The organism is Mesorhizobium sp. EU05-FHT14A09, from assembly GCF_058790995.1.
This window is the reverse complement of record NZ_JBYTDF010000003.1, coordinates 1-21,771: the sequence shown is the minus strand read 5'-3', so window position 1 is coordinate 21,771 and position 21,771 is coordinate 1. Positions and strand designations below refer to the sequence as shown.

18 protein-coding genes and 1 tRNA gene are annotated in these 21,771 nt (G+C 61.7%); 8 read left to right on the top strand and 11 right to left on the bottom strand.

The window, feature by feature from the left end; translation table 11 throughout:
* Positions 1 to 9 precede the first annotated feature (9 nt).
* Positions 10 to 219 (top strand): DUF1737 domain-containing protein, encoded by a 210-nt coding sequence (locus AC3WTO_RS11605; protein ID WP_129412415.1) that lies wholly within the window; start codon positions 10 to 12, stop codon positions 217 to 219.
* 69 nt (positions 220 to 288) lie between these two features.
* Here AC3WTO_RS11605 and AC3WTO_RS11600 read toward each other — a convergent pair whose 3' ends face one another.
* Together AC3WTO_RS11600 and AC3WTO_RS11595 are read right to left on the bottom strand one after the other, a co-directional pair.
* Positions 289 to 633: a YunG family protein gene (locus tag AC3WTO_RS11600; RefSeq protein ID WP_492460895.1), complete on the bottom strand. Its 345-nt coding sequence runs from the start codon at positions 631 to 633 to the stop codon at positions 289 to 291.
* A complete protein-coding gene (locus AC3WTO_RS11595; RefSeq protein WP_492460894.1) occupies positions 630 to 1,052 on the bottom strand; it encodes a metallopeptidase family protein in 423 nt (140 codons plus the stop codon). The genes AC3WTO_RS11600 and AC3WTO_RS11595 overlap by 4 nt, the downstream gene beginning before the upstream one ends.
* A gap of 284 nt (positions 1,053 to 1,336) precedes the next feature.
* On the opposite strand from AC3WTO_RS11595, the gene AC3WTO_RS11590 reads away from it, so the two are divergent.
* From AC3WTO_RS11590 to AC3WTO_RS11580, 3 genes are read left to right on the top strand one after another with little or no spacing between them, the layout of a single operon-like run.
* On the top strand, positions 1,337 to 2,347 hold the full coding sequence (locus tag AC3WTO_RS11590) for an ImuA family protein (RefSeq protein WP_492460893.1): 1,011 nt from the start codon (positions 1,337 to 1,339) through the stop codon (positions 2,345 to 2,347).
* Positions 2,301 to 3,770 carry a DUF6504 family protein gene (locus AC3WTO_RS11585; RefSeq protein WP_492460892.1) on the top strand — a complete coding sequence of 490 codons (1,470 nt, stop codon included), beginning with the start codon at positions 2,301 to 2,303 and terminating at the stop codon, positions 3,768 to 3,770. The genes AC3WTO_RS11590 and AC3WTO_RS11585 overlap by 47 nt, the downstream gene beginning before the upstream one ends.
* A gap of 2 nt (positions 3,771 to 3,772) precedes the next feature.
* The gene (locus AC3WTO_RS11580) at positions 3,773 to 7,135 is read left to right on the top strand and encodes an error-prone DNA polymerase (protein ID WP_492461522.1); all 3,363 of its coding nucleotides are present in this window, start codon (positions 3,773 to 3,775) and stop codon (positions 7,133 to 7,135) included.
* A gap of 53 nt (positions 7,136 to 7,188) precedes the next feature.
* Here AC3WTO_RS11580 and AC3WTO_RS11575 read toward each other — a convergent pair whose 3' ends face one another.
* The 4 genes from AC3WTO_RS11575 to AC3WTO_RS11560 form a co-directional block, all read right to left on the bottom strand.
* On the bottom strand, positions 7,189 to 7,395 hold the full coding sequence (locus AC3WTO_RS11575; protein ID WP_492460891.1) for a Trm112 family protein: 207 nt from the start codon (positions 7,393 to 7,395) through the stop codon (positions 7,189 to 7,191).
* A 14-nt stretch (positions 7,396 to 7,409) separates the two neighbouring features.
* Positions 7,410 to 8,081, bottom strand: coding sequence for an LON peptidase substrate-binding domain-containing protein (locus tag AC3WTO_RS11570; protein ID WP_492460890.1), 672 nt, complete (start codon positions 8,079 to 8,081; stop codon positions 7,410 to 7,412).
* Between the two features lie 77 nt (positions 8,082 to 8,158).
* Positions 8,159 to 9,130 (bottom strand): thioredoxin, encoded by a 972-nt coding sequence (gene trxA / locus AC3WTO_RS11565; protein ID WP_492460889.1) that lies wholly within the window; start codon positions 9,128 to 9,130, stop codon positions 8,159 to 8,161.
* Positions 9,131 to 9,205: 75 nt separating this feature from the next.
* A complete protein-coding gene (locus tag AC3WTO_RS11560) occupies positions 9,206 to 9,703 on the bottom strand; it encodes a prolyl-tRNA synthetase associated domain-containing protein (RefSeq protein WP_492460888.1) in 498 nt (165 codons plus the stop codon).
* Between the two features lie 211 nt (positions 9,704 to 9,914).
* On the opposite strand from AC3WTO_RS11560, the gene AC3WTO_RS11555 reads away from it, so the two are divergent.
* A tRNA-Gly gene (locus tag AC3WTO_RS11555) sits at positions 9,915 to 9,989 on the top strand.
* A 125-nt stretch (positions 9,990 to 10,114) separates the two neighbouring features.
* Here AC3WTO_RS11555 and AC3WTO_RS11550 read toward each other — a convergent pair.
* The 3 genes from AC3WTO_RS11550 to AC3WTO_RS11540 are packed head-to-tail and all read right to left on the bottom strand — an operon-like array spanning position 10,115 to position 12,585.
* Complete coding sequence (locus tag AC3WTO_RS11550) at positions 10,115 to 11,521, bottom strand: sensor histidine kinase (RefSeq protein ID WP_492460887.1); 1,407 nt, start codon at positions 11,519 to 11,521, stop codon at positions 10,115 to 10,117.
* On the bottom strand, positions 11,521 to 12,180 hold the full coding sequence (locus AC3WTO_RS11545) for a response regulator transcription factor (RefSeq protein WP_492460886.1): 660 nt from the start codon (positions 12,178 to 12,180) through the stop codon (positions 11,521 to 11,523). Before AC3WTO_RS11545 ends, AC3WTO_RS11550 begins: the two co-directional genes overlap by 1 nt.
* 3 nt (positions 12,181 to 12,183) lie before the next feature.
* A complete protein-coding gene (locus AC3WTO_RS11540) occupies positions 12,184 to 12,585 on the bottom strand; it encodes a PepSY domain-containing protein (RefSeq protein WP_492460885.1) in 402 nt (133 codons plus the stop codon).
* Between the two features lie 455 nt (positions 12,586 to 13,040).
* Here AC3WTO_RS11540 and AC3WTO_RS11535 point away from each other — a divergent pair, with 455 nt between their 5' ends.
* From AC3WTO_RS11535 to AC3WTO_RS11525, 3 genes are all read left to right on the top strand, one after another.
* Positions 13,041 to 14,396, top strand: coding sequence for a hypothetical protein (locus AC3WTO_RS11535; RefSeq protein ID WP_492558413.1), 1,356 nt, complete (start codon positions 13,041 to 13,043; stop codon positions 14,394 to 14,396).
* Positions 14,397 to 14,667: 271 nt separating this feature from the next.
* Positions 14,668 to 16,128 (top strand): phospholipase D-like domain-containing protein, encoded by a 1,461-nt coding sequence (locus tag AC3WTO_RS11530; protein WP_492460883.1) that lies wholly within the window; start codon positions 14,668 to 14,670, stop codon positions 16,126 to 16,128.
* A gap of 107 nt (positions 16,129 to 16,235) precedes the next feature.
* On the top strand, positions 16,236 to 17,075 hold the full coding sequence (locus AC3WTO_RS11525; protein WP_492461521.1) for an endonuclease/exonuclease/phosphatase family protein: 840 nt from the start codon (positions 16,236 to 16,238) through the stop codon (positions 17,073 to 17,075).
* Between the two features lie 31 nt (positions 17,076 to 17,106).
* Here AC3WTO_RS11525 and AC3WTO_RS11520 read toward each other — a convergent pair whose 3' ends face one another.
* Both AC3WTO_RS11520 and AC3WTO_RS11515 read right to left on the bottom strand, forming a co-directional pair.
* Positions 17,107 to 18,600, bottom strand: coding sequence for a M81 family metallopeptidase (locus AC3WTO_RS11520; RefSeq protein WP_492460882.1), 1,494 nt, complete (start codon positions 18,598 to 18,600; stop codon positions 17,107 to 17,109).
* 168 nt (positions 18,601 to 18,768) lie between these two features.
* Positions 18,769 to 21,234 (bottom strand): DNA translocase FtsK, encoded by a 2,466-nt coding sequence (locus AC3WTO_RS11515; RefSeq protein ID WP_492558412.1) that lies wholly within the window; start codon positions 21,232 to 21,234, stop codon positions 18,769 to 18,771.
* Positions 21,235 to 21,771: the final 537 nt, after the last annotated feature.

Below are 21,771 nucleotides of genomic sequence, written 5' to 3'. Positions count from 1 at the left end.
GACAGGACCATGCGCCTCTACCGTTTCCTCACCGCCATCGACGACGCCACCTTCTGCCACAAGGTGACAGCCGCGCTGAACAAGGGCTGGCACCTCTACGGCTCACCGACCTATGCCTACGACAAGAAGGAAAAGGTGATGCGCTGCGGCCAGGCCGTGGTGAAGGATGTCGAAGGCCAGGACTATGTGGCCGGCGAAACCAAGCTGAGCGACTGGTAGGCGGTCGCTAACTCTTTGCTTGACGCAATTCCGGACGGAAAACCGCTACGCACTTTTCCTGGAATTGCTCTAAAGGCCGAGGTTTTTTCTCAATAGCGCGTATTGGGCGGGCGAAGTGTCGGCCATCGCCTCAGCACGATCCGACGGCAGGTCTTCAAATGGAATCGGCCGATCGAATTGGCTGATGGTGAGATCCCATTTCACGCCATTGATCCGATTGTAGAAGTGCGTGCCACCCGGCGTCCGGGTCTTCAGGATATCGCCGCCGAGGATATCCTGAACGGCAATAGCGGTGACGCTGCACTGGCCTCTTGCCGGATTATCGGGTCGCCATCCGCTCGACGTTTCCAGGCTCCAGGCCTGCTTGAGCTTTTCATACAGATGGATCGCAGTGATCTCGCCGCCCTTTGTCATTCCGCCGAAGCCTCGATGCGTTCCATGTCGTCGTCGGAGAGGCCGAAGTGATGGCCGATCTCGTGGATCAGCACATGGGTGACGATGTCGCCCATCGTTTCTTCATTCTCGGCCCAGTAGTCGAGGATAGCCCGGCGGTAGAGCGTGATGCGGTTCGGTCCTTCGCCGGTCGCGGGATTCCAGCGCTCGGCGATGCCGCGCCCCTCGAACAGGCCGAGCAGGTCGAAGGGCGTTTCCAGCGACAGGTCGTCCATGATCTCGTCGGTCGGGAACTCGGCCACCTGGATGACGATCTCGCCGGTCAGCTTGCGGAATTCCTCCGGCAGATGCGCGTAGGCTTCCAGCGCCAGCAGCTCAAGCTCCTCGATGGAGGGGGAAAGCTCATTGTGCCAGGTGCGGGTCTTGTAGATGCGGGCCATTCTTTGTCCTTTGACCCCGGCATATAGGCTGTTGCGGTAAAATCGGCAAATAAAGCATGATCCCGAAGCGAAGGTCGGCCTGGGAAAACGGTGCCGATTTTTCGGTCAAGGTCATGTGGCAGGGATAAAAGACCCTTGGGGCGGCGATTTACCAGGTCGCGTTCCGCCGACAGCCCGGCATGACAGGAGAGGAATAAATTCTCCATGAGTCCGCTTGACTCTCGTTCCACCCTCTGGAATCTATAAGAACATAACAGGAACATGTTGACCGGACACCGACCGACATGGCGACAAACGCCGTGGCGCGAGACACTGTTTTTGCCTTGCGTCGCCAGATCGCGAAGATTGAAGGAACGCTGCCGGATCGCCTTGAGGCGCCGGCTGGTTTCGACGCCGACCGCATGCTGGTGCGCCGTGGTGGCGTGGTGGAAAGCCACGGCTTGCTCGCCACCGGCGCGGATCACTTTGACGCCGCCCTGAATGGCGGACTGCCCAAGGCTGCCTTGACCGAGTTCCATGGCGCCGAGACCCGCGATGCCGGCATCGTTGCCGGCTTTGCGCTGGCTCTCGCCGGCCTGCTGCTGAAAGCGGCGGCAACTCCGGCGCCCATCCTGTGGGTCGGCACCACAGAGATCTTCCGCGAGGCGGGCTTTCCCTATGCGCGTGGTCTCCAAGCCAGTTTCGGCATCGCCCCGGAAAACCTGCTTTACGCAGAGGGGCCGAAGATCACCGATGCCCTGTGGATCGCCGAGGAAGGGGCGGGCCTGAGCACACTCTCCGCAGTCGTGCTGGAACTGCGCGGCAACCCCGACCGGCTCGACCTTACGGCAACGCGCCGGCTGCATCGTCGTGCACAAGCCGCTGGCCGGCCGGTCTTCCTGTTGCGCCAGGCCGCCTTTGCCGAACCGACCGCAGCACCTGTCCGCCTCGTCGTCGCGCCGGCACCCGCCACATTGCGCAACACCCTGGCTGGGCCCCTGGACGGCACGATCGGCCGTCCGGGCATCGCCGTCACCATCGGCAAGAGCCGTGCTGCACAGCCTGGACAATTCACACTGGAGTGGAACCCCGATGAACGCACATTCCTGGATCGAACGCACGCGGGCGCAATCCATCAACGGCCATGGGACATCCAGAACCAAGCAGAGGATCCTGTCGCTCTGGTTCCCTTACCTTCCGGCGGAACGAATCCTGCGGCAGCGGCACGGCCGGTCCTGGCGTTCCCGTCCCGCCAGCCATTGCCCGTTGGTGATCAGCCATCGCGACCGCAACGCTCAGCGCATCGCCGCGCTTGACGAACGGGCCGAGGCCCTGCGGCTGAAACCCGGCATGGGCATTGCCGACGCCCGCGCCATGCACCCCAAGATCGATGTCGTCGAGGCCGATGCCCAGGCTGACCTGCGCCTGCTCGAAAGCCTCGCCGACTGGTGCGACCGCTACACGCCGCTGGTCGCGCTGGACGGTGCAGACGGCCTGTTCCTCGACATCACCGGCTGCACGCACCTGTTCGGCGGCGAGCACGCCATGCTCGACGAAATCCTGGCCCGCTTCTTCCACCAGGGCTTCGACGTTCGTGCCGGCATCGCTTCGACGGCGGGGGCAGCCTGGGCTGCCGCCAGGTTTCGCGGCCGCTGCATTATCGAAGTAGGGCAGGAGGAGGCTCTTCTCGTCCCGTTGCCGCTTGCGGCCCTGCGCCTCGAACCGACCATCCGCGGCAGCCTGGAAAGCGTCGGCCTGCGCACGGTTGGCGCGGTCCTGGCGGCACCGCGCGCGCCGCTGGTGCGCCGCTTTGGCGCGGCCTTGCTCCTGCGCATCGACCAGGCGCTCGGGCGACAGGACGAAGCGGTCTCGCCACGCCTGCCCATTGCGCCGCTTTCGGTCGAGCGCCATCTCGCCGAACCGGTCACCCTGATCGATGACATCGAACGTTTGGTGCTTCTGCTTGCAACAGCCTTGAAAACCGATCTCGAGCGGCGGGGTGAAGGCGCCCGCGCCATTGCGCTCCTGCTCTTCAGGGTCGATGGCGTGGTCGCCCGCCTTGTCGTCGGCACATCGCGCCCGATGCGTGAGCCGCGGCTGATCCTGAAGCTGTTCAAGGAAAAGCTGACCGCAATCGGTGAGGATTTCGACGCCGGCTACGGCTTCGATCTGGTCCGCCTCGCCATCCTGGCAACCGCTCCCTTCGACATGCATCAGGCCGATCTTGTCGATACGACCGAAGACAGTGAGGAGGATCTGGCCCTGTTCGCCGACCGCATCCGTGCGCGCCTGGGCGACGGCGCCATCCTGAAACCAGTCGCCATCGAGAGCCATCTGCCGGAACGCGCCGTTGCGGTCATTCCTTATTGGCAGGATGCACCGCAACGGGTTTCGCCTCCGAAAAAGCCGGCCGGTCCCAAGGAACAGCCCTCCGCCGTGCCTTTTCAGCCGGAGCGTCCGATCCGGCTGTTTCAAGCGCCAGAACCCGTCGAAGTCCCCGCCTCGGAAATTCCGGACGGTCCGCCGCGGCAATTCCGCTGGCGGCGGGCACTCTACCGTGTCGCCAAGGTCGAAGGGCCGGAACGTCTCGCAGCGGAATGGTGGCGCAAGGACGAACCAACGCGTGACTATTTCCGCATCGAGGATACTGACGGCCGCCGCTACTGGCTCTATCGCCAGGGCTTCTATGACGCTTCGAAACCGCCGCCGCGCTGGTTCATGCACGGGGTGTTTGCGTGAACATGATCGTCCAGCACGCACCGGCTTATGCCGAATTCGGCGTGCAATCGAATTTTTCCTTCCTGCGTGGTGCCTCGCGCCCCGAGGAACTGGTCGTCACCGCCAAGCTCTATGGTTTATCGGCGGTCGGCCTTGCCGACCGCAACACGGTCGCCGGTGTCGTGCGCGCCTGGCAGCAGTCGAAGGTCGAAGGCCTCTCCTACCATCCCGGCTGCCGGCTGGTTTTCGGTGACGGCACTCCCGACATCCTTGCCTATCCGCAGGATCGCGAAGGCTGGGGCCATCTGTGCCGCATGCTCACCCAGGCCAATCTGCGTCCCGAGACGGAAAAAGGCGCGACGCTGCTTGAGCGGACCGACCTGCTCGAATGGGGCGACCGCCTGTCGCTTGCCGTCCTGCCCGATCTGCTGGGCAACGGTGAAACGCAGCTGGCCTTGCTGCGGCAGTTGAAGGATCGCTTCGACGGCAACCTATGGCTGGCGGCGGCACCCAATTATCAGGGCAACGACCGTTTCCGGCTGGAGCAGGCAGCCGCCCTGGCGGCGGCGGCCAGACTGCCTCTGATGGCAACCAATGATGTGCTCTATCACACGCCTGCACGCCGGCCGCTCCAGGACGTGGTCACCGCCATTCGCCTCAACGTCCCCGTTGCCGACGCCGGTTTCGAACTGGCGGCAAATGCCGAACGCCACATGAAACCGGCTGTCGAAATGGCCCGGCTTTTCCGCAGATATCCGGACGCCTTGGCGCAAACGCGATGCTTCGCCGAAACGCTGCGGTTTTCGCTGAACGAATTGAAACACAACTACCCTGACGAAACCACAGAAGAAGGCGTGGACCCGCAGACGGAGTTGGAGCGCCTGACATGGCGAGGGGCACATGAACGATACCCTGAAGGTGTTCCAGAGAAGGTCGATCGGCTGATTCGCCACGAACTGGCGATTGTCGGACAGAAGAATTACGCGCGCTATTTTCTCACGGTCCATGACATCATTCGCTATGCCCGCCGCGAGGACGTGAATGTCCTCTGTCAGGGACGTGGCTCGGCTGCCAATTCGGTGATTTGCTATTGCCTCAAAATCACCGAGGTGAACCCCAGCCTGATGGACGTGCTTTTCGAACGTTTCATCTCGACCGAACGTGACGAGCCGCCTGATATCGATGTCGATTTTGAACATGAAAAGCGGGAAAAGATCATTGCTTACATCTATGAAAAATACAGCGAAAAACACACTGCGCTGGCTGCAGCCGTAACCAGCTATCGCGGCCGCTCGGCCCTGCGTGAGGTCGCCAAGGCCATGGGTCTTTCCGAAGATGTTCGAAGTGCTTTGTCCAGCTCGATCTGGGGCTGGTATTCATCGGAACTTGGCGAACGGGAAACCCAGGCTGGTGGTCTCGATCAGACAGAGCCCCTGACCAGACATGTCCTCGATCTGGCCAACGATATCATGGGTTTTCCACGCCATCTCACCCAGCATGTCGGCGGCTTCGTCATCACCAAGGATCGGCTCGACGAGATCGTGCCCATCATCAAGACGGCGATGGACGAACGCAAGATGGTGGAGTGGGACAAAGACGACCTCGATGCGGTCGGGCTGCTTAAAGTCGATGTGCTGGCGCTTGGCATGCTGTCTTGCCTGAAGCGTGCTTTCGATTTGTTGGAAAATCACTACGGCGTTCGGGATCGATATGGTCGCAAGCTCGATTTGGCCACGATCCCTAAGGAAGACAACCATGTTTACGATATGATCTGCCGGGCCGACACGCTCGGTGTTTTTCAAATCGAGTCCCGTGCGCAGATGTCGATGCTACCGCGTCTGCGACCCAGAAAATTCTATGACCTCGTTATTGAGGTGGCCATTGTTCGCCCCGGTCCGATCCAAGGGGACATGGTTCATCCCTATCTCCGCCGCCGACAGGGAAAGGAAAAGGTCGAATATCCGAGTGTCGAACTTGAGCACATTTTGGAACGAACGCTCGGCGTACCCCTGTTCCAGGAACAAGCCATGAAAATCGCGATCGATGCTGGGGGCTTTACGCCCGGCGAAGCCGATCAGTTACGTCGCGCCATGGCGACCTTCAAGCGCACCGGAACCATCGGCAATTATCGTGACCGCATGATCAACGGCATGGTCGAGCGCGGCTACCCCAGGGAATTTGCCGAGCGCTGCTTCAAGCAGATCGAGGGCTTCGGCGAATACGGCTTCCCGGAAAGCCATGCCGCGTCTTTCGCCTTGCTCGTCTACGCGTCCTGCTGGCTCAAGACTTTCTATCCCGACGTTTTCTGCGCCGCGATCCTCAATTCACAGCCAATGGGTTTCTATCAGCCAGCCCAACTGGTGCGGGATGCGCGCGACCACGGCGTCGAGATTCGTGATGTCGATATCAACACCTCGGTCTGGGACTGCACGCTCGAAAAAGCCTTCTTCGATCCACAACGTATCGTCACCCGCCATGCCGAGATGCGGAACGTGATCCTGACCGACCACGCTGTCAGGCTTGGGTTCCGCCAGATCAAGGGTCTGTCGGAAGAGAGAATGGCCGTCTTCGTCGCCCGGCGCGGCGACGGCTACGAATCCGTGCGCGATGTCTGGCTGCGCTCCGGTCTCGACACCGACGAGATCGAAAAACTGGCCGAGGCCGATGCCTTTCGCTCGCTCGGCATCAGCCGGCGTGACGCCCTGTGGGCGGTGCGCGCCCTGGATGCTAGCAAGGCTGCGGAGCGACTCCCCTTGTTCGATCAGCCCGACATCAGGCTTCCCGATCTCGAACCGGCGACAAAACTGCCGATGATGCAGTCGGGTGAACACGTCATTCACGATTATCGTTCGCTCGGCCTATCGCTCAAGGCGCATCCGGTCTCGTTCCTGCGCGACCGGCTTACCCGCAGCGGCGTCACGCCGAACGCGCTGTTGTCTTCGGTACCGGACGGCAGGCGCGTCACCGTTGCCGGCCTTGTGCTGGTGCGCCAGCGGCCCGGCAGTGGCAAAGCTATCTTTCTCACGTTGGAAGATGAGAAGACCGTGGCCAATGTTATTTTCTGGGAACGGGTCTTCCAACGCTTTCGGCCAGTGATCATGGGCGCACGTTTGGTCCGCGTCGCCGGCAAGTTGCAATGTGAATCGAACGTCATTCACATTGTTGCCGACAAGATCGAAGACCTGACACCCTGGCTATCGTCATTGCTGGAGGACGCCCATCCGGACCTTGCCAGATCAGCGGATGCCAAGAATCTCCTAACCGGTCCCGCCGGGCGAAGTCACAGCAGTATGCCCGAAATTCAGCGTAAGCCGTCAGAACAGGATTTCCGCAACCTTGCCGATGCTGCGCAGCGCGTCATGCCGAAAGGCCGCAATTTTCATTGATCCGCCGGGAATCAGGTCGGTAGAGCCTGCAAAGTCGCCTGCAATGCCTGGGCTCAATCCTCACCCGGCGCAATCGACCGCGCCTCGGAGGGCAGCATGATTGGAATCCCGTCACGCACGGGATAAGCCAACCTGGCAACGCGCGAGACCAGCTCGCCGCGCTCGGCGTCCCAGGTCAATGGTCCCTTGGTCAGCGGGCACACCAGCAGCTCCAAGAGCTTCGGGTCGACATCGACCTTCTTGCCTTCCCGTTCGCCCATGCCTGCCTCCACCCTTATTGCAGACCCGGCCCGAAATCTTCGCCCTCGCGCGCGAGCGTCATTTCGGTGATCGCAATCAACGTCTCGGCTCGGCTCTTCAGGTCCTGCGCCTCCAGAAGCGCCTGCTTTTCGGCCGCGCCGTAAGGTGCCATCATCGAAAGCGCGTTGACCAGCATGGCATTGTCGGCCCGGCTTACGCTTTCCCAATCCGCCTCCAGGTCATTGGCCTGCAGATAGGCGCGGAAAGCCTTTAGCAGGGCCGTTCGGTCAACCGCCGAGGCCGATGGGTCCTCCTCGAGATCCGCCAGGAACGGCGCCATCCGGCATTGGCGGAAAGGCGTGCGCACGGCAAGTTCCTGCGCGACCCGGAAGCGGCAAATGCCTTGCAGCGACACGACATAACGGCCGTCGCCGGTTTCCATGTAGGACGTCAACCGGCCGATGCAGCCGATGCCACTGAGTTCGGGCTCGCCATCGTCGCGCAATGCGCCGTCAAGGCTCGGCTGGATCATGCCGATCAGCCGAGAACCGCCGAGAACGTCATCCACCATCTGCAGGTAGCGCGGCTCGAAGATGTTCAACGGCAGGCGCCCGCCCGGCAAGAGCAGCGCCCCCGCCAGCGGGAAAACCGCGATCGAGGCAGGCAAATCGGTTTCGAGCCGATATCGCGTGTTTCCCGCGCGCATTCTTCTTCCCGTTCCAGTCACATTGCTGCGCAGAACCTGCCGACAGGTTGCCGGCAGGGCTCCGTCTGCGCTGCGTTCTACGAAAACAGCAGCGAGGACAATTTGCGGCGCGTCGACAAGGTCACCTCGTCGGTCAGGCCCCAGGCTTCGAACAGCTGCAACAACTGCGCGCGCGCGCCGTCGTCGTTCCAGGTACGGTCGGCCTTCACGATCGCCAGCAGATTGTCAGCCGCCTTTTCACGTTCGCCCGTCGCATTCTGGATCATGGCGAGGTCGAAGCGGGCCTGGTGATCCTTCGGGTTCTCGGCAAGACGCTTTTCCAGTTCAGCGGGGTTGCCGAGGTCGGACGCCTGCGCGGCAAGCGCAATGCGCGCGCGCACGGCGCTGATGGCCGGAGCATCCGCCTTGCCTTCGGGCAGTTGCGCCAGCACGGCCTCCGCACCGGCGGTATCGCCTGCCTCGAACAGGATCTCGGCAAGACCGGCAATGGCCTCGACCGTGTCGGGCGCCTGCTCCAGGATCGATTGATAGATATCCGCGGCCGTCTGGACATCGCCAGCGTCGCGAGCCTCGGTCGCGGCAGCCAAGGCCTCGGCGAGCTGCGGCTGGCCGCCGCCCTTGCCACCGACCCGCTCGATGAATTCGCGAATCTGGCTTTCGGGAATGGCACCCATGAAACCGTCGACCGGCTGGCCGTTCTTGAAGGCGATGACCGCCGGAATGGACTGGATGCCAAGCTGTCCGGCAATCGAGGGATGGTCGTCAATGTTCATCTTGACGAGCTTCACCGTGCCGCCGGCGGCGTTGATCGCCTTTTCCAGCAGCGGCGTCAGCTGCTTGCACGGACCGCACCATGGCGCCCAGAAATCCACTAGCACCGGCTGGCTGCGCGATTCCTGGATGACGTCGGCGGTGAAAGCCGCCGTGGTCGTATCCTTGATCAGGTTGCCGGCCGCACCATTTGCGGGGGCTGCTGCGCCGTTCTGCCCGCCATATTGCACAGTCGTCGTATACGCACTGCCGCCGCCGAACGGATTTTGGTCACTCATCATCTTGTCCTTTCGGGTCGCCACACAAAACGGCGGCCCTGTTCTGCAGGGGCTGGTTTGCCACCAATGTGGCGATCACGCCGAGACTTTCAAGATAACAGGCTCATGGCCGGTTGCCTCGATGAATCTGACCAGATCGCGCGAAGTGATCGACGTGGTCGCTTCATTGGTCAATGGATGCGCGTTGATCACCGCATTTTCTATCAACGATGCATCCAGCACGATCCTGACCTGCTTTTCGCTGTCGTTGATCAGCCCGAACACGGTGACCGCGCCCGGAACGACGCCGAGCAGTTCCAGCAGCTTCTCCGGCTTGCCGAACGAAACCTTGCTGGCCGCGCCGATCAGACGATGAATCTGCTTGAGATCGACCTCCGCATTCTCGTCCACCGTCACCAGAAAGAAATTGTCCTTCTTGTCCTTGAGGAACAGGTTCTTGGTGTGTCCGCCGGCGATTTCACCACGCAGCGCCTGCGAATCGGCGACGGTGTACAGCGGCGCATGCCGGCGGGTCGAAACCTCGATGCCCAGCCCAGCGAGGAAAGCGAAAAGCTCGTCTTCTGTCTTGGCCATGAAGCTTCACCCTGTTGCCGCGTAAAAATATCCGACATCGCAACCGTTGAGCCATACGATGTCATACCCTCTGACCCATAGAGCAGAGGGAGCCTGCAAGCCAAGGCGTTTTGGCCAGTTTTGCCGACGATGAAAAAAGCGCATTTTTCCCTGTTGCATTCGGCGCGGTCTTCGGCCATATAGGCCCGGCTTGCGGCCCAAGGCCGTGTGAGCGGGTGTAGCTCAGGGGTAGAGCACAACCTTGCCAAGGTTGGGGTCGAGCGTTCGAATCGCTTCACCCGCTCCAGTTTTCCTTCGGAAAACCAAGCTGTTAGAAAAAGGTCGCCGCGAGGCGGCCTTTTCTGTTTTTTACGTCTGGTCGCAATCCAGCCTCAGCGGGACCGGTTCGATGGAGCTGTCAGCAGGCCCATCTCACGATGTGGAACCAGCCAGCCGGCTCGACCCTTCTCCCTCGGCGGCATTCTGCGCCAGCGCGAGAGGCAGCCTCAGGATGACGAGCGTGCCACCGCTCGAAGGGTTCTGAAACGACATCGATCCGTTGTTCAGCGCTACGATCTCTCTCGCGATTGCAAGCCCCAAACCGCTTCCAGGTGCGCTCTCGTCAAAGCGCTGCCCTCGTACGCCAACCAGATTCAAGTTCGACTGACCTATCCCTGGCCCGTCGTCACTGATTCTCACTTCAGCCGTGTCGCCGTCTTTGCGAACCTCGACGCTCACCGTGGACTTCGCCCATTTGGCGGCGTTCTCCAAAATGATCCCGACAAGTTCGATGAGGTCGTTTGCGTCGATATCGACATCGAGCTCGTCGTTGTCGGTCAGCCACTCGAGGCGTTCGCCTTCTTTTGTCTTCTGCAGGACGAGCATCGCCCGCGTGATCACAGGGTTAAGCGGAGCTCTCAGCGTGTGCAGCCGTGCGCGATGGCGCAGCCTCGACAGGCGCAGCTGATAATCGATGCGCTCGTGCATTTCGTTCGCCAGGTCGGAGATGGCGGCCGCATGGTGATGATCGCCACGCATCTCCAGTTCGTGGGCGATGGTGCCTATTACGGACAGCGGGGTCTTAAGCCCGTGGGCCAGGTCTGCGGCACGCGAACGCGCGAACTCGATGGATTTTTGCTGCAACGCGAGCAGTTCGTTGACCTCGACGACCAAGGGAACAACCTCGTCAGGATAGCTGCTTTCGACAGAGCTGGCCGTCCCCTTGCGAATGCTCTCGACATCCTGGCGCAGTTTCTTGAACGGCAGGAGGCCGAAATGCACCTGCAGGACAGCAATGACGACGAGGGCGCCGCCCAGAACAAGCAGGGCTATGACCATTGACCAGGCGAAATCCTTGATGGAATCGTCGAGTATGGAGCGGTCTTGGGCAACGATGATCTGATAACGCTTGTCCTGCTGATTGGTCTTGAAGTTCGCGTTCAGCGACAACGCGATCAGGGACTGCCCCGCAGGTCCCGTCATCGTCGAGAACCGCTGTCCTTCCAGCTTGGGATCCGTATCCAGCATCCGGTCCCAGAGTGAACGCGAGCGTGTTGTCCGCTGCGAGTCCATATCACGGACCTGCCAGTAAAGGCCGCTTTGCGGCGTGTCATAGCGGGGGTCGGGCAATCGACCCGAAAGACGCGGTACAGCGCCGCTCACGTCCAGATCGACCAGCGCCACAAGACGCGCCATGGTTGCCGACAGATCGGACCGCGCACCCCGCTCGACGCTTTCCACGAACATGTAGCCGAGTGCGATTCCGGCCAGCACGAGCGCAAAAGCGATCGAGACTGCAGTCCCGACAATCATCCGAACCTTGAGCGAGCCAAGTTTCATCAGAAATTGCCAAGCGTGTATCCGAGTCCCCGACGCGTCACGATCACGCCGGCGCCCAGGCGTTTGCGCAGACGGGCGACCAGGACCTCGACGGAGTTGGAGTCCCTTGCGAAATCCTGCGAATAGAGATGCTCCGTTATTTCCAGCTGCGAGACAACTCTCGCCCGCTGATGCACCATAAAAGCAAAGAGGCGGTATTCCTGCGGTGTCAGCGCTATCGGAAGCCCGTCGCGGGTCACCTGCTTCATGCGCGTGTCGAGCATGTATTGCCCGACCTCGATCTGGGACGATGAAAACCCACCCGCGCGACGCACGAGCGCACGTATCCGGGCTACGACCTCTTCGATACGAAAGGGCTTGACCACATAGTCGTCAGCACCGGCCTCAATGCCCTCCACTCTCTCATTCCATTGGCCACGGGCGGTCAGGATCAGCACAGGCATGTTCCGTCCTGCGCGACGCCAGCGCTTGAGGATCGTCAGGCCGTCCAGGTCCGGAAGCCCCAGGTCGAGGATGACGGCATCGAATGTCTCGGTATCGCCGCGAAACCAGACATCCTCCCCCTGGGAGGCGAACTCGATCGCAAATCCGGCCGCGCCGAGTGCCTGGCCAAGCGCCTGGGCGATGCGGCGATCATCTTCAGCAACCAGAACGCGCATCCGTCATTTCACTCCGACCAGGCGACCGCTGCGGGCGTCGAACGAATAGCGCCGGAGCTGATCCCCGGATTCCAGCACCTTCATTTCGTAGCGAAGTGACCCGCCGACCGACTTCAGCTGCGCATCCAGGATCTGGCCGTTAGTCAACTTCCGGGTCGCTTCAGTGATGGCGTCCAAGGGGAGGGCGTGCTGATTCTGCACGGCATCGAGGGCTGCGTCCCTGCCTTGATCATCATCCTCAAGGTCCGGGGACGGCCGCGAAACCGAATAGTCCCCCCAGATACCGCCGCCGTGCCCGCTACCCGCGTCCTCGGACTCCGTATCCGAACTGCTGACGCCGCCGTTTCCACCATCGTCCGAGCCTTCGCCCGAATCCTGAGCGTGCGCGCCTGCCGAGAGCAGCAACAGCAGCGCCCCGCATGTCACGAGACACCTCAACTCAGCCAGTCGTCTCACAGCAATCTCCGGACCTGCTCGTCAGTTTACAGGAGCGTAGCTGAAAATTCGCTGACAATCGCTTCAGGGGCCTGTCAGCTTGGCCGGTTTAAAACCGCGCCTATGAGACAGAGCGACCCGCAAGCGCGCCACGGCAGGCAAGGGGTAAGAATGGTGTTTCGCCTCATCCCTGGTTTCGCATTCGTCACCATCTTGTGCGCGATCGCGCTCGCAATTCCCGTGGTGCAGCACCGACCTTCATCGAACCTGTACCGGGTGCTGCAATGCCATGAGTGGAAACACATGGGCTGCTTCCTCAGCCGTTGAACAAGACCACCCACTCCGGTTTGGGATTGGTTGGAACATGTCCTGAACACCAGCCTTTGACCAGCAAAGCCAAACCGCAACGTTTTCCCTGGAGACACATGTCCTCGATCTCGACAAAAAGGCGACCTTTCACGCTCGGCATCGCGTTGGCTGCTGCTGCAATGAACACCGCAAGCCCGCTCATCGCGCCCGTCTTCGGCCCCCGTCTCTCAATGGGAACCGAGGCACACGCATCCGCCCCGGTTGAGATGAATGCTGCCGCTCTTCTCAAGGACATGCGTGGCTCTCTGGCAGCGCTGGCCTTCAGCTTCAAGGAAGCTTCCGCCGACAGCAGACGTCGGAGCGGCGCGAACGTTGTTGCGGCCGTGACCGACACGTCCAGAGCCATGCAGAAACTCGAAGGGGCGTTGGCATCGAAAAACGCGGCGTCCATTGCCAAAGACACAAAGGCCGTGTCGAGGGCCGTCGGAGATCTCCAGACCCGATACGCGCTGTCAGCAACGAAGAGTACCACCGCCACGAAAGCGTTGCAGCGGTTCAATGTCGCCTGGTCTGCCTACTCCTCGCGCTATGTGCTTTCCAAGCCGGCAAAACCGGCTCCAAAGGCTTCCAAGGCAGAAGTGCAGGCGCTCAAAAGGAAAGTTTCCGACCTTACCGTCAGGGTTCGGACACTGGAGAACCAGGTGGCGGACAACGCCGCATTGCGGGCCGAAGTTCGGCGCATGCATCGCGAGATTGCTTATCTCGACGATCGTTTCGACGACCCGGTGGTCTACCAGCGTGCCGCATTCATGCTGGTGGTGTTCGCGGGATATTTCGATGCCTTCGTTGTGACGACACGAACCTACTATCCCGCATATTACGTATATTTCGACAATGCCTACTACATATCGCCGCGCTTCGATGATTATTGGGATGGTTACTATGACGGATATTATGACGGGCTGGCCTCAAGCTGGTACGACGACCCGATCATCATCGCCGATCCCATCCTGGAGGTCCGTCAGCCGGCGATCTATCAGGACGTCACCTATGAGACGATCTACAATGTGACCAACGAGACGACCAACATCTATGTGGCGCTGCCGGAAGAGGACCTGTCGCGGGTCGCTGTCGAGCCATTGCCAGCGGATGTCGATTTCACCGTCGAAAGGGCCGCGACGAATGAAACCGCCGCACGGCCGGATAGCAGCGACAACGACATCAACGATGCCAATATCGACCGTGAACAAGCCGAGCCTTCCAGACAGGATGATGGCGAAGCGATCGACACAGGGAGACAAGCGCCCCGAGCCGAGCCATCTGTAGACGAAGAAATGCCGGCCGACGTTGATCAGACCCGACCGCATGATGAGGTTTTACCCCCAACGGACGAGGCCTCACCTTCGCAGGATGACACGCCTCCGGAGAACGAAGACGCTCCACCCCAAAATGGGACTCTACCCCGACGATAAGATCGGCGGACGGAAAGGTTTGGCTGCACTGCGAATGCCGCGCGATAGCCAATCTTTCCCTTTGCAGGGATGAGGTCAGGCGTTCGGATCACCTCATCCCTGCAGTTTTCAACCGAAAACCAGTCATGTGAAAAGGCGCCCTTCAGGGCGCTTTCGGTTTTCCGGCCACTGTTTTGAAGATCAACGACAGCAGGCTGCTCGGAGCCGCCCAATCGGCGCGCCTTCAAGGATATCGATCGACGACATCGAGGATAATTGCGTAGATGTCGCCATGTGGACGTTGATCGCGACCCATTGGGGCCAAATCCTTGCAGCCGTATCGATGGTGATAACGGCGGTCGCTGCCGCTCACGCGGCGATGACCAAGGATGAGGTGCGTGCGGCCATAGGCTGGGTCGGCATCATCATCCTGTCGCCCTTCATCGGTGCGGCGCTGTATGCCATTGCCGGGATAAACCGCATCCGGGGTGTTTCACTCGCAGCGGAACGAGCCGCCGCCGGCCGCGCGGTGCTGGAGCATACGCGTTTCGACGCAACCGACAGCTCCATCGAAGCCCGGTTCGGCCCGCGTTTCGTTGCCCTCAAGACCGCCGGCGACCGGATAACCCACCACATCCTGACGACGGCGAATGCGCTCACCATGATCGAAAGCGGAGATGAAGCCTATGCCGCCATGATCGAGGCGATCGACAGTGCTCAACGCAGCGTTATCCTGGAAACCTATATCTTCGACCGCGATCCGATTGGGCTGCGCATCGCCGATGCCTTGATAAAAGCCGTGCGGCGCGGCGTTGCCGTGCGGGTTCTGATCGACGCGGTCGGAGCCCGCTACTCGGTCCCCAGCATTGTCGGTTATCTGCAAAAGAGTGGCGTCCCGACCGACGTGTTCAACGGCAGCATCATCGTCGGCTTGCGCCTGCCCTATGCGAATCTGCGAACCCACCGGAAGATCCTGGTGGCGGACGGCGCCGTGGCCTTCATGGGTGGGATGAACATCAGGCAGGGTTTCACCGCCGAATTCGCCGGCGCCGACATGGCGCGCGACACGCATTTCCGCATCGATGGCCCGGTGGTCGCCGATATTTTCTCGGTTGCCGCCGAAGACTGGTTTTTCGCCAGTGGTGAGCGGCTGGAAGGCGAAGCCTGGCATATCGCGTTCGACACCAATGGAGATCCAGGCTCACCGACACTCATGCGTGCGCTGCCCTCCGGTCCCGATGCCAGCCTGGAAGCCAATCACAAGATGCTGATGGCCGCCTTTTCGGTCGCCCGCCGCTCCATCCGCATCATGTCACCCTATTTCCTTCCGGACCGGGAATTGATCAGCGCCCTGACCACGGCGGCACGGCGCGGCGTCGACATCGATATCGTCGTGCCGTCCGCCAACAATCTCGTCCTCGTCGACCGCGCCATGACCGCCCAGTTCGACCAGGTGCTGAGAAGTTATTGCAAGGTGTGGCGCGCGCAGGGGCCATTCGACCATTCCAAACTGCTTGTCGTCGATTCCACCTGGGCGTTCATCGGCTCCTCCAATCTGGATCCGCGCTCGCTGAGGTTGAATTTCGAGATCGACCTCGAAGTGCTGGATCCTGTCTTCGCCGAAAAGATCGCGGCGCGCATCGAAGGCGCGGTCGGTTCGGCAAAGCAGGTGACGCTGCATGAATTGCGTCAGCGTCCATTTCTTGTACGTTTGATCGACCGGATTCTCTGGCTTGGATCGCCCTATCTTTGAACCGGCGCCCTGGATTTCTGCCGGTTGCAGGGAGACGAAGCTTTACCTAATTAGAAAAGGGCGACGCAGGCTCGGAACTGATGATCGGCAAAGAGACGAAAAACACCATGCACAGGCTGGGCGGAGGCCTTCCCGCGAACATCCTGGAGCGCATTCGGACACGCCGGGATCACCCGGAGCCGTCGACCGGGAGCAACGAGCAGGCAGGTGTGCTCGTCGCCTCCTACAACGTCCACAAATGCGTGGGCACGGACGGAAAGTTCGACCCGGAACGCACCGGGCGCGTCATTCACGAGATCAATTCCGATGTCATCGCCTTGCAGGAAGCCGACAAGCGCTTCGGTGACCGCAATGGCTTGCTGGATCTGGCGCGCCTCGAGCGTGAGGCCGGGCTCACCGCCGTACCGATCCCAGGCCAGCTCAAGGCGCATGGCTGGCACGGCAATGTCGTGCTGTTCAGGCGCGGCAGTGTGCGCGATGTCCACCAGATCAAGCTGCCCGGTCTGGAACCGCGCGGCGCCGTGGTTGCAGAAATCGAGCTCGAAGCGGGAGGCATCATCCGCATTGTCGCAGCGCATTTCGGTCTGCTGCGCCGCTCGCGAACGCGGCAGGTTCGCGCGATCCTGGACATCATGAATGACAAGCGCGAGACCCCGACGCTGCTGATGGGCGACCTCAATGAGTGGCGGCTCAACGACCGTTCCGCGCTTGCCATGTTCGAGACCGCATTCGGCGAATTGCCGCCTGCCGTTCCCAGTTTTCCGTCGCGGCTGCCCTTGTTGGCGCTCGACCGACTGATCTCGAATCGGAAGGATATCCTGTCGCCCGTTATCGCTCACGACACGCCTCTGGCACGCCTGGCTTCCGACCACCTCCCGATCAAGGCCTGGGTCAACCTGGCCGCCGCGCAGTCGAAGCCAGCCGGCGATAAGCTTCGGGCCGCTTAGAGCGCCGCGCATCCTTTCGGACGGTTACGCGCTAGCCAGCCGGCGTCCAATGGAAGTCGCCATCCAGCGGATAGATCGGCCTGGCAAGCTTGCTGAACGAAAACAGACCGTAGTTGGAACTCGTCACACCCGAACTCGCGCATTCGACGACAGCCCTGCAGCGAGGCTCGAACACCGGCCGGCAATACATACGCGACTTCAGCAGCAGGAAGCGCGCCGCCAGAGGATCAAGCGCGGTGCAGTGAAAGACCCCGAGATCCCACGGCTCGTGCGGCAATTCGGTGATCAGGATCGACGCGCCTGCGGCCTCGAACTTGACCGCGCGCCCCATCCTGCAGAGCTGTCCCGTATATATCGGCCCCGAAACGATGTAGTTGCCGTCGCTGGTCGCGGCGACCCGTCCTTCAAGTTTCAGGGGAGGCCGCGGCGCGACAAAACCTTTCGCGCTCAGCTTGTTGCCGAGCTCGATGGCGATCGACGCGCCGACGCCGGCGGACGTCAGGACCTCGACCGCTTCCGGATCGCAGATCGGACCAGCGACAATCCCGTCGAGGCCGACCTGAAGCATGGCCTCCAGAACATCCATCGTATCGCAGGTACCGCCTGACATGCAGTTGTCGCCATGGTCGAGCAGGAGCACAGGCCCGTTGCCCGGCCGTTGTGAAGCTTCGACGGCGCTTGCCAGGGAAGCCGCCAATGGCTGCTCGTCGTAAAGGAATTCCGCGCGGCGGCGCCAGGTCTGTTCGGCGATCTCGTCGGCCACGGCTTTGGCCGTACCGGCATCATCAGCAACCACCACCACGCAGACGCCGGTCTGCGCCATGTCGGCAATCGGAAAGCCGCCGAAGAGGGTGACGGCATGGACGCCGTCGCGCTTTTCCGCTTCCCGCGCCAGGTCGACGATGTCGGTCATCGCGCAGGAGAGGTTGGTGTTCATGCGCAATGTCGCCGCAAGCATGGGTGGATGAACCCAGTGCTGGCTTGGGCGGCCGGCACCTTTGAGCATCGCGTCGATGATGCGGGTGACATGCTCGCCGGTCGCATACATGTCGACGTGCGGATAGGTCTTGAAGCCGACGATGCAATCGCAGTTGTCGACCATGCGCTGCGTGACATTGCCGTGCAGGTCGAGTGCGACGCCAAGCGGAACCTGCGGTGCGCGCGCTCTTATGCGGGCGAGCAGCTCCCCTTCGGCGTCGTCGAAACGGTCTGTGACCATGGCGCCATGCAAATCGAGAAGGATCGCATCGCAGCCGGCTTCCACAGCGCGGAGAATGGCGTTCGCCATCGTCTCGAAAGCCTCGTTGTCGACCGGACCGCTGGGATTGGCGGTGGCAGCCAGCGGCGTCACCAGTTCGGCGCCGATACGCTCTGCATAAGCATGGAACGCGCCAAGTGCGGTGTTGGAGCCCTTGCCGAAGATGCGCGCCGCTTCGCCCCATTGCGGATCGAAGGAAGCAAGCGTCGTCACGACCGGCGAGAACGTGTTGGTTTCATGGTTCAGCCGGGCAACAACGATGCGCATTTTCGTTTCTCCGTGCGCTGTTTCAGAAGCGCTGCCGGCGATGTTCCGTCGAACCGGCGTTTCCGATAGCGCCAACCCGCGCTCGCGCGCGGGCCAGACGGCATTTTCGTCAAAGCGCAGCCGGCTTCGGGCGACACCTGCCGCGCGACAGAGCCAGGCGATTCCCGATTATCGGATGATCTCGCGCTTGCCGACGTGGTTGGGTTCGCCGACGATGCCTTCCTTTTCCATGCGCTCGACGATCGAAGCGGCACGGTTGTAACCGATGCCAAGGCGGCGCTGGATGTAGGAGGTCGAGCACTTCTTGTCGCGCAGAACCACCTTGACCGCCTCGTCATAGAGGTTGTCACCGTCCTCGGCACCCATGCCGCTCTTGTCGAACACCGGGCTCTCGTCGACCTCGGGCAACTCTTCCTCTTCGTCTGCGGTCACCGTCTCGAGATATTCGGGGCGTCCCTGCGACTTGAGGTGGTTGACGACATGTTCGACTTCAGCGTCGGAGACGAACGGTCCGTGCACGCGGGCGATGCGGCCGCCGCCGGCCATGTGCAGCATGTCACCCTGGCCGAGCAGCTGTTCGGCACCCTGTTCGCCAAGAATGGTGCGCGAGTCGATCTTCGACGTCACCTGGAACGAGATGCGGGTCGGGAAGTTGGCCTTGATCGTGCCGGTGATGACGTCGACCGACGGACGCTGCGTCGCCATGATCAGGTGGATGCCGGCGGCACGGGCCATCTGGGCGAGACGCTGGATGGCGCCTTCGATTTCCTTGCCGGCGACCATCATCAGGTCGGCCATCTCGTCGACGATGACGACGATATAGGGCATCGGCGCGAGGTCGATCTCCTGGTCCTCGAACAGCGGCGCGCCAGTGCCCTTTTCGAAGCCGGTCTGCACCTGCATCACCACGACTTCGCCCTTGTCGCGGGCAACCGCGGCGCGCTGGTTGTAGCCGTCGATGTTGCGCACGCCGAGCCGCGCCATCTTGCGATAGCGATCCTCCATTTCGCGCACCGCCCACTTCAGCGCGGTGACCGCCTTCTTGGGATCGGTCACGACAGGCGTCAAAAGGTGCGGAATGCCGTCATAGATCGACAGTTCCAGCATCTTGGGATCGACCATGATGAGGCGGCATTCTTCCGGCTTCAGCCGATAGAGCAGCGACAGGATCATGGTGTTGATGGCCACCGACTTGCCCGAGCCGGTGGTGCCGGCGACGAGCAGGTGCGGCATCTTGGCAAGCTCGGCGATGACGGGCTCGCCGCCGATGGTCTTGCCGAGGCAGAGCGCCAGTTTGCAGGCGGTGTTCTGGAAGCCGTCGGATTCGATCAGCTCGCGGAAATAGACGGTTTCGCGGGTCTCATTCGGCAGTTCGATGCCGATGACGTTGCGACCCGGGATAACGGCGACACGCGCCGAGATGGCCGACATCGAGCGGGCGATATCATCGGCAAGGCCGATGACGCGCGAGGATTTCACACCCGGCGCCGGCTCGAACTCATAAAGGGTAACGACAGGGCCGGGACGGACGTGGATGATCTCGCCCTTGACGCCGAAATCCTCCAGCACGCTTTCGAGAAGGTCGGCGTTCTGCTCCAGCCGCTCCTGCGACATGTAGAAACCCTGGCCTTCCGGCGGCAGCTGCAGCAGTTCTTCCGACGGCAGTTCGTATTCGCCAGGCTCGACCTGAACCACCTTGCCGACCATTGGCAGCGACTGGCGCGGCGCCGGCATAGTGATCTCGACGGTGCGCGACGGAGCGGCCGGCGTGGCGTCATTGGCGGCAACCGGCCTGCTGGCCGAGGCGGCGGCAACGGCAGCCGGCGTTTCAACGGCGGGCGCAACTGCTTCGGCAACATCCGCCACGACCGCTGCCCTGGTCGCTTCGACCGGCGTCAGCTGCATGGAGGTCGACACCTCGATGACCTTGTAGAGAGACGTCGCATCCGGAGACACGAGCCGCCGCGGCTCAGCCTGGCGCGGCGTGATAGCCGGTGCTTTGGCCGCCGCCACCGGGGCAGGGGCTGCCGCGTGCTGCGGCTGGAATTCGCAAGCAAACTCGAAGAAGGCGTGATCCGAAATGTAGGACCAGCGTGTGTTGCGCCGCGGCGCCTGGGCCGCCGGCTGCCGGGGGGCAACAACCGCAGGGGCAGCAGCGGGTGCAGCGATCACGGGCGCGACCGGAGCCTGGTTTGCAACACGCGCAGGTGACGGTTGCCGCGCGGACGGTATTGCCGTCTGGGGCTGCGGAGAAGCTGGTCTGGTGGTCGTGGTTGGCGCCGGAGCGGGCGCGGCAGCTTGTTGAACGGCTACGGCCGGCTGCTCGACCTGCGGCTCATGCTCCCCGTCCTCAGTCGAGATTTTCTTGATCTCGCGATCGGGTGTGCGCGTGAAGCGGACATTGGGTGCCAAGAAGAAATAGTCCTGCCATTCGGGGCGTGCAAACGCGCCGTCTCCGCCGAAATTGGGGAACACCGCACCGTCGTTCTGGGGTTTCACATAGCTATGCGCATTGGTGTCCCGGCCGATGATTCGACCGGCAAAATCGATGGCATGCGGCTGTGCCGGCTCGTGGCGTTGCTGCTCATCCTCCCCAAGCGCTGTTGCCGTCAGATTTGCCCGAGAAAAACGCATGGATGCCATACCGGAGACTCGCCAATTGAATGTCCCCTGAGACATAGGAACCGATGGTTAACAGTCCCTTCCGAAAACCGGCTGGACGCAAGCAACAGCGCCGTTTTGGCACAGCCGCGCAGCAGCCCTGGAGGCGCAAAACCAGCCTCCTGCGGGCAAGCAGGAGGCGCGAAACTGCCGAAGATTTTTTTGCGGATTGCTCCAGGGCCCCGATCGCGACTCGCAACGAAGAGACCTCGAAATCACGCCGGCCTGGCGGGTTTCGAGGCTGAGGCCGTACAGCGGACGGAAACAGGAGAGGGCAGCAGGATATCAAGGGCGTCAGCTCGCCCTGCAACGGCTGTCCGTTGGAAACAGTTTCAGCGGCTGTCGCAACGCGACAGTCCGCAAGATGGCTGATCCGAGCTGGGAGAAGGGTGTCCTGCAGCCAACAGCCGGCGCTTGGCTCAGCTGTTGTCATAAAGAGAAGATTATTACGTGCATTTAGCAGACCTGGCAGCGACCTACTCTCCCGCGTCTTGAGACGAAGTACCATTG

Coding starts and splice junctions, on each gene's coding strand:
- AC3WTO_RS11605 (WP_129412415.1), top strand. CDS start 10: ATGCGCCTCTACCGTTTCCTCACCGCCATCGACGACGCCACCTTCTGC.
- AC3WTO_RS11600 (WP_492460895.1), bottom strand. CDS start 633: ATGACAAAGGGCGGCGAGATCACTGCGATCCATCTGTATGAAAAGCTC.
- AC3WTO_RS11595 (WP_492460894.1), bottom strand. CDS start 1,052: ATGGCCCGCATCTACAAGACCCGCACCTGGCACAATGAGCTTTCCCCC.
- AC3WTO_RS11590 (WP_492460893.1), top strand. CDS start 1,337: ATGGCGACAAACGCCGTGGCGCGAGACACTGTTTTTGCCTTGCGTCGC.
- AC3WTO_RS11580 (WP_492461522.1), top strand. CDS start 3,773: ATGATCGTCCAGCACGCACCGGCTTATGCCGAATTCGGCGTGCAATCG.
- AC3WTO_RS11575 (WP_492460891.1), bottom strand. CDS start 7,395: ATGGGCGAACGGGAAGGCAAGAAGGTCGATGTCGACCCGAAGCTCTTG.
- AC3WTO_RS11570 (WP_492460890.1), bottom strand. CDS start 8,081: ATGCGCGCGGGAAACACGCGATATCGGCTCGAAACCGATTTGCCTGCC.
- trxA (WP_492460889.1), bottom strand. CDS start 9,130: ATGAGTGACCAAAATCCGTTCGGCGGCGGCAGTGCGTATACGACGACT.
- AC3WTO_RS11560 (WP_492460888.1), bottom strand. CDS start 9,703: ATGGCCAAGACAGAAGACGAGCTTTTCGCTTTCCTCGCTGGGCTGGGC.
- AC3WTO_RS11550 (WP_492460887.1), bottom strand. CDS start 11,521: ATGAAACTTGGCTCGCTCAAGGTTCGGATGATTGTCGGGACTGCAGTC.
- AC3WTO_RS11545 (WP_492460886.1), bottom strand. CDS start 12,180: ATGCGCGTTCTGGTTGCTGAAGATGATCGCCGCATCGCCCAGGCGCTT.
- AC3WTO_RS11535 (WP_492558413.1), top strand. CDS start 13,041: ATGTCCTCGATCTCGACAAAAAGGCGACCTTTCACGCTCGGCATCGCG.
- AC3WTO_RS11530 (WP_492460883.1), top strand. CDS start 14,668: ATGTGGACGTTGATCGCGACCCATTGGGGCCAAATCCTTGCAGCCGTA.
- AC3WTO_RS11525 (WP_492461521.1), top strand. CDS start 16,236: ATGCACAGGCTGGGCGGAGGCCTTCCCGCGAACATCCTGGAGCGCATT.
- AC3WTO_RS11520 (WP_492460882.1), bottom strand. CDS start 18,600: ATGCGCATCGTTGTTGCCCGGCTGAACCATGAAACCAACACGTTCTCG.
- AC3WTO_RS11515 (WP_492558412.1), bottom strand. CDS start 21,234: ATGCGTTTTTCTCGGGCAAATCTGACGGCAACAGCGCTTGGGGAGGAT.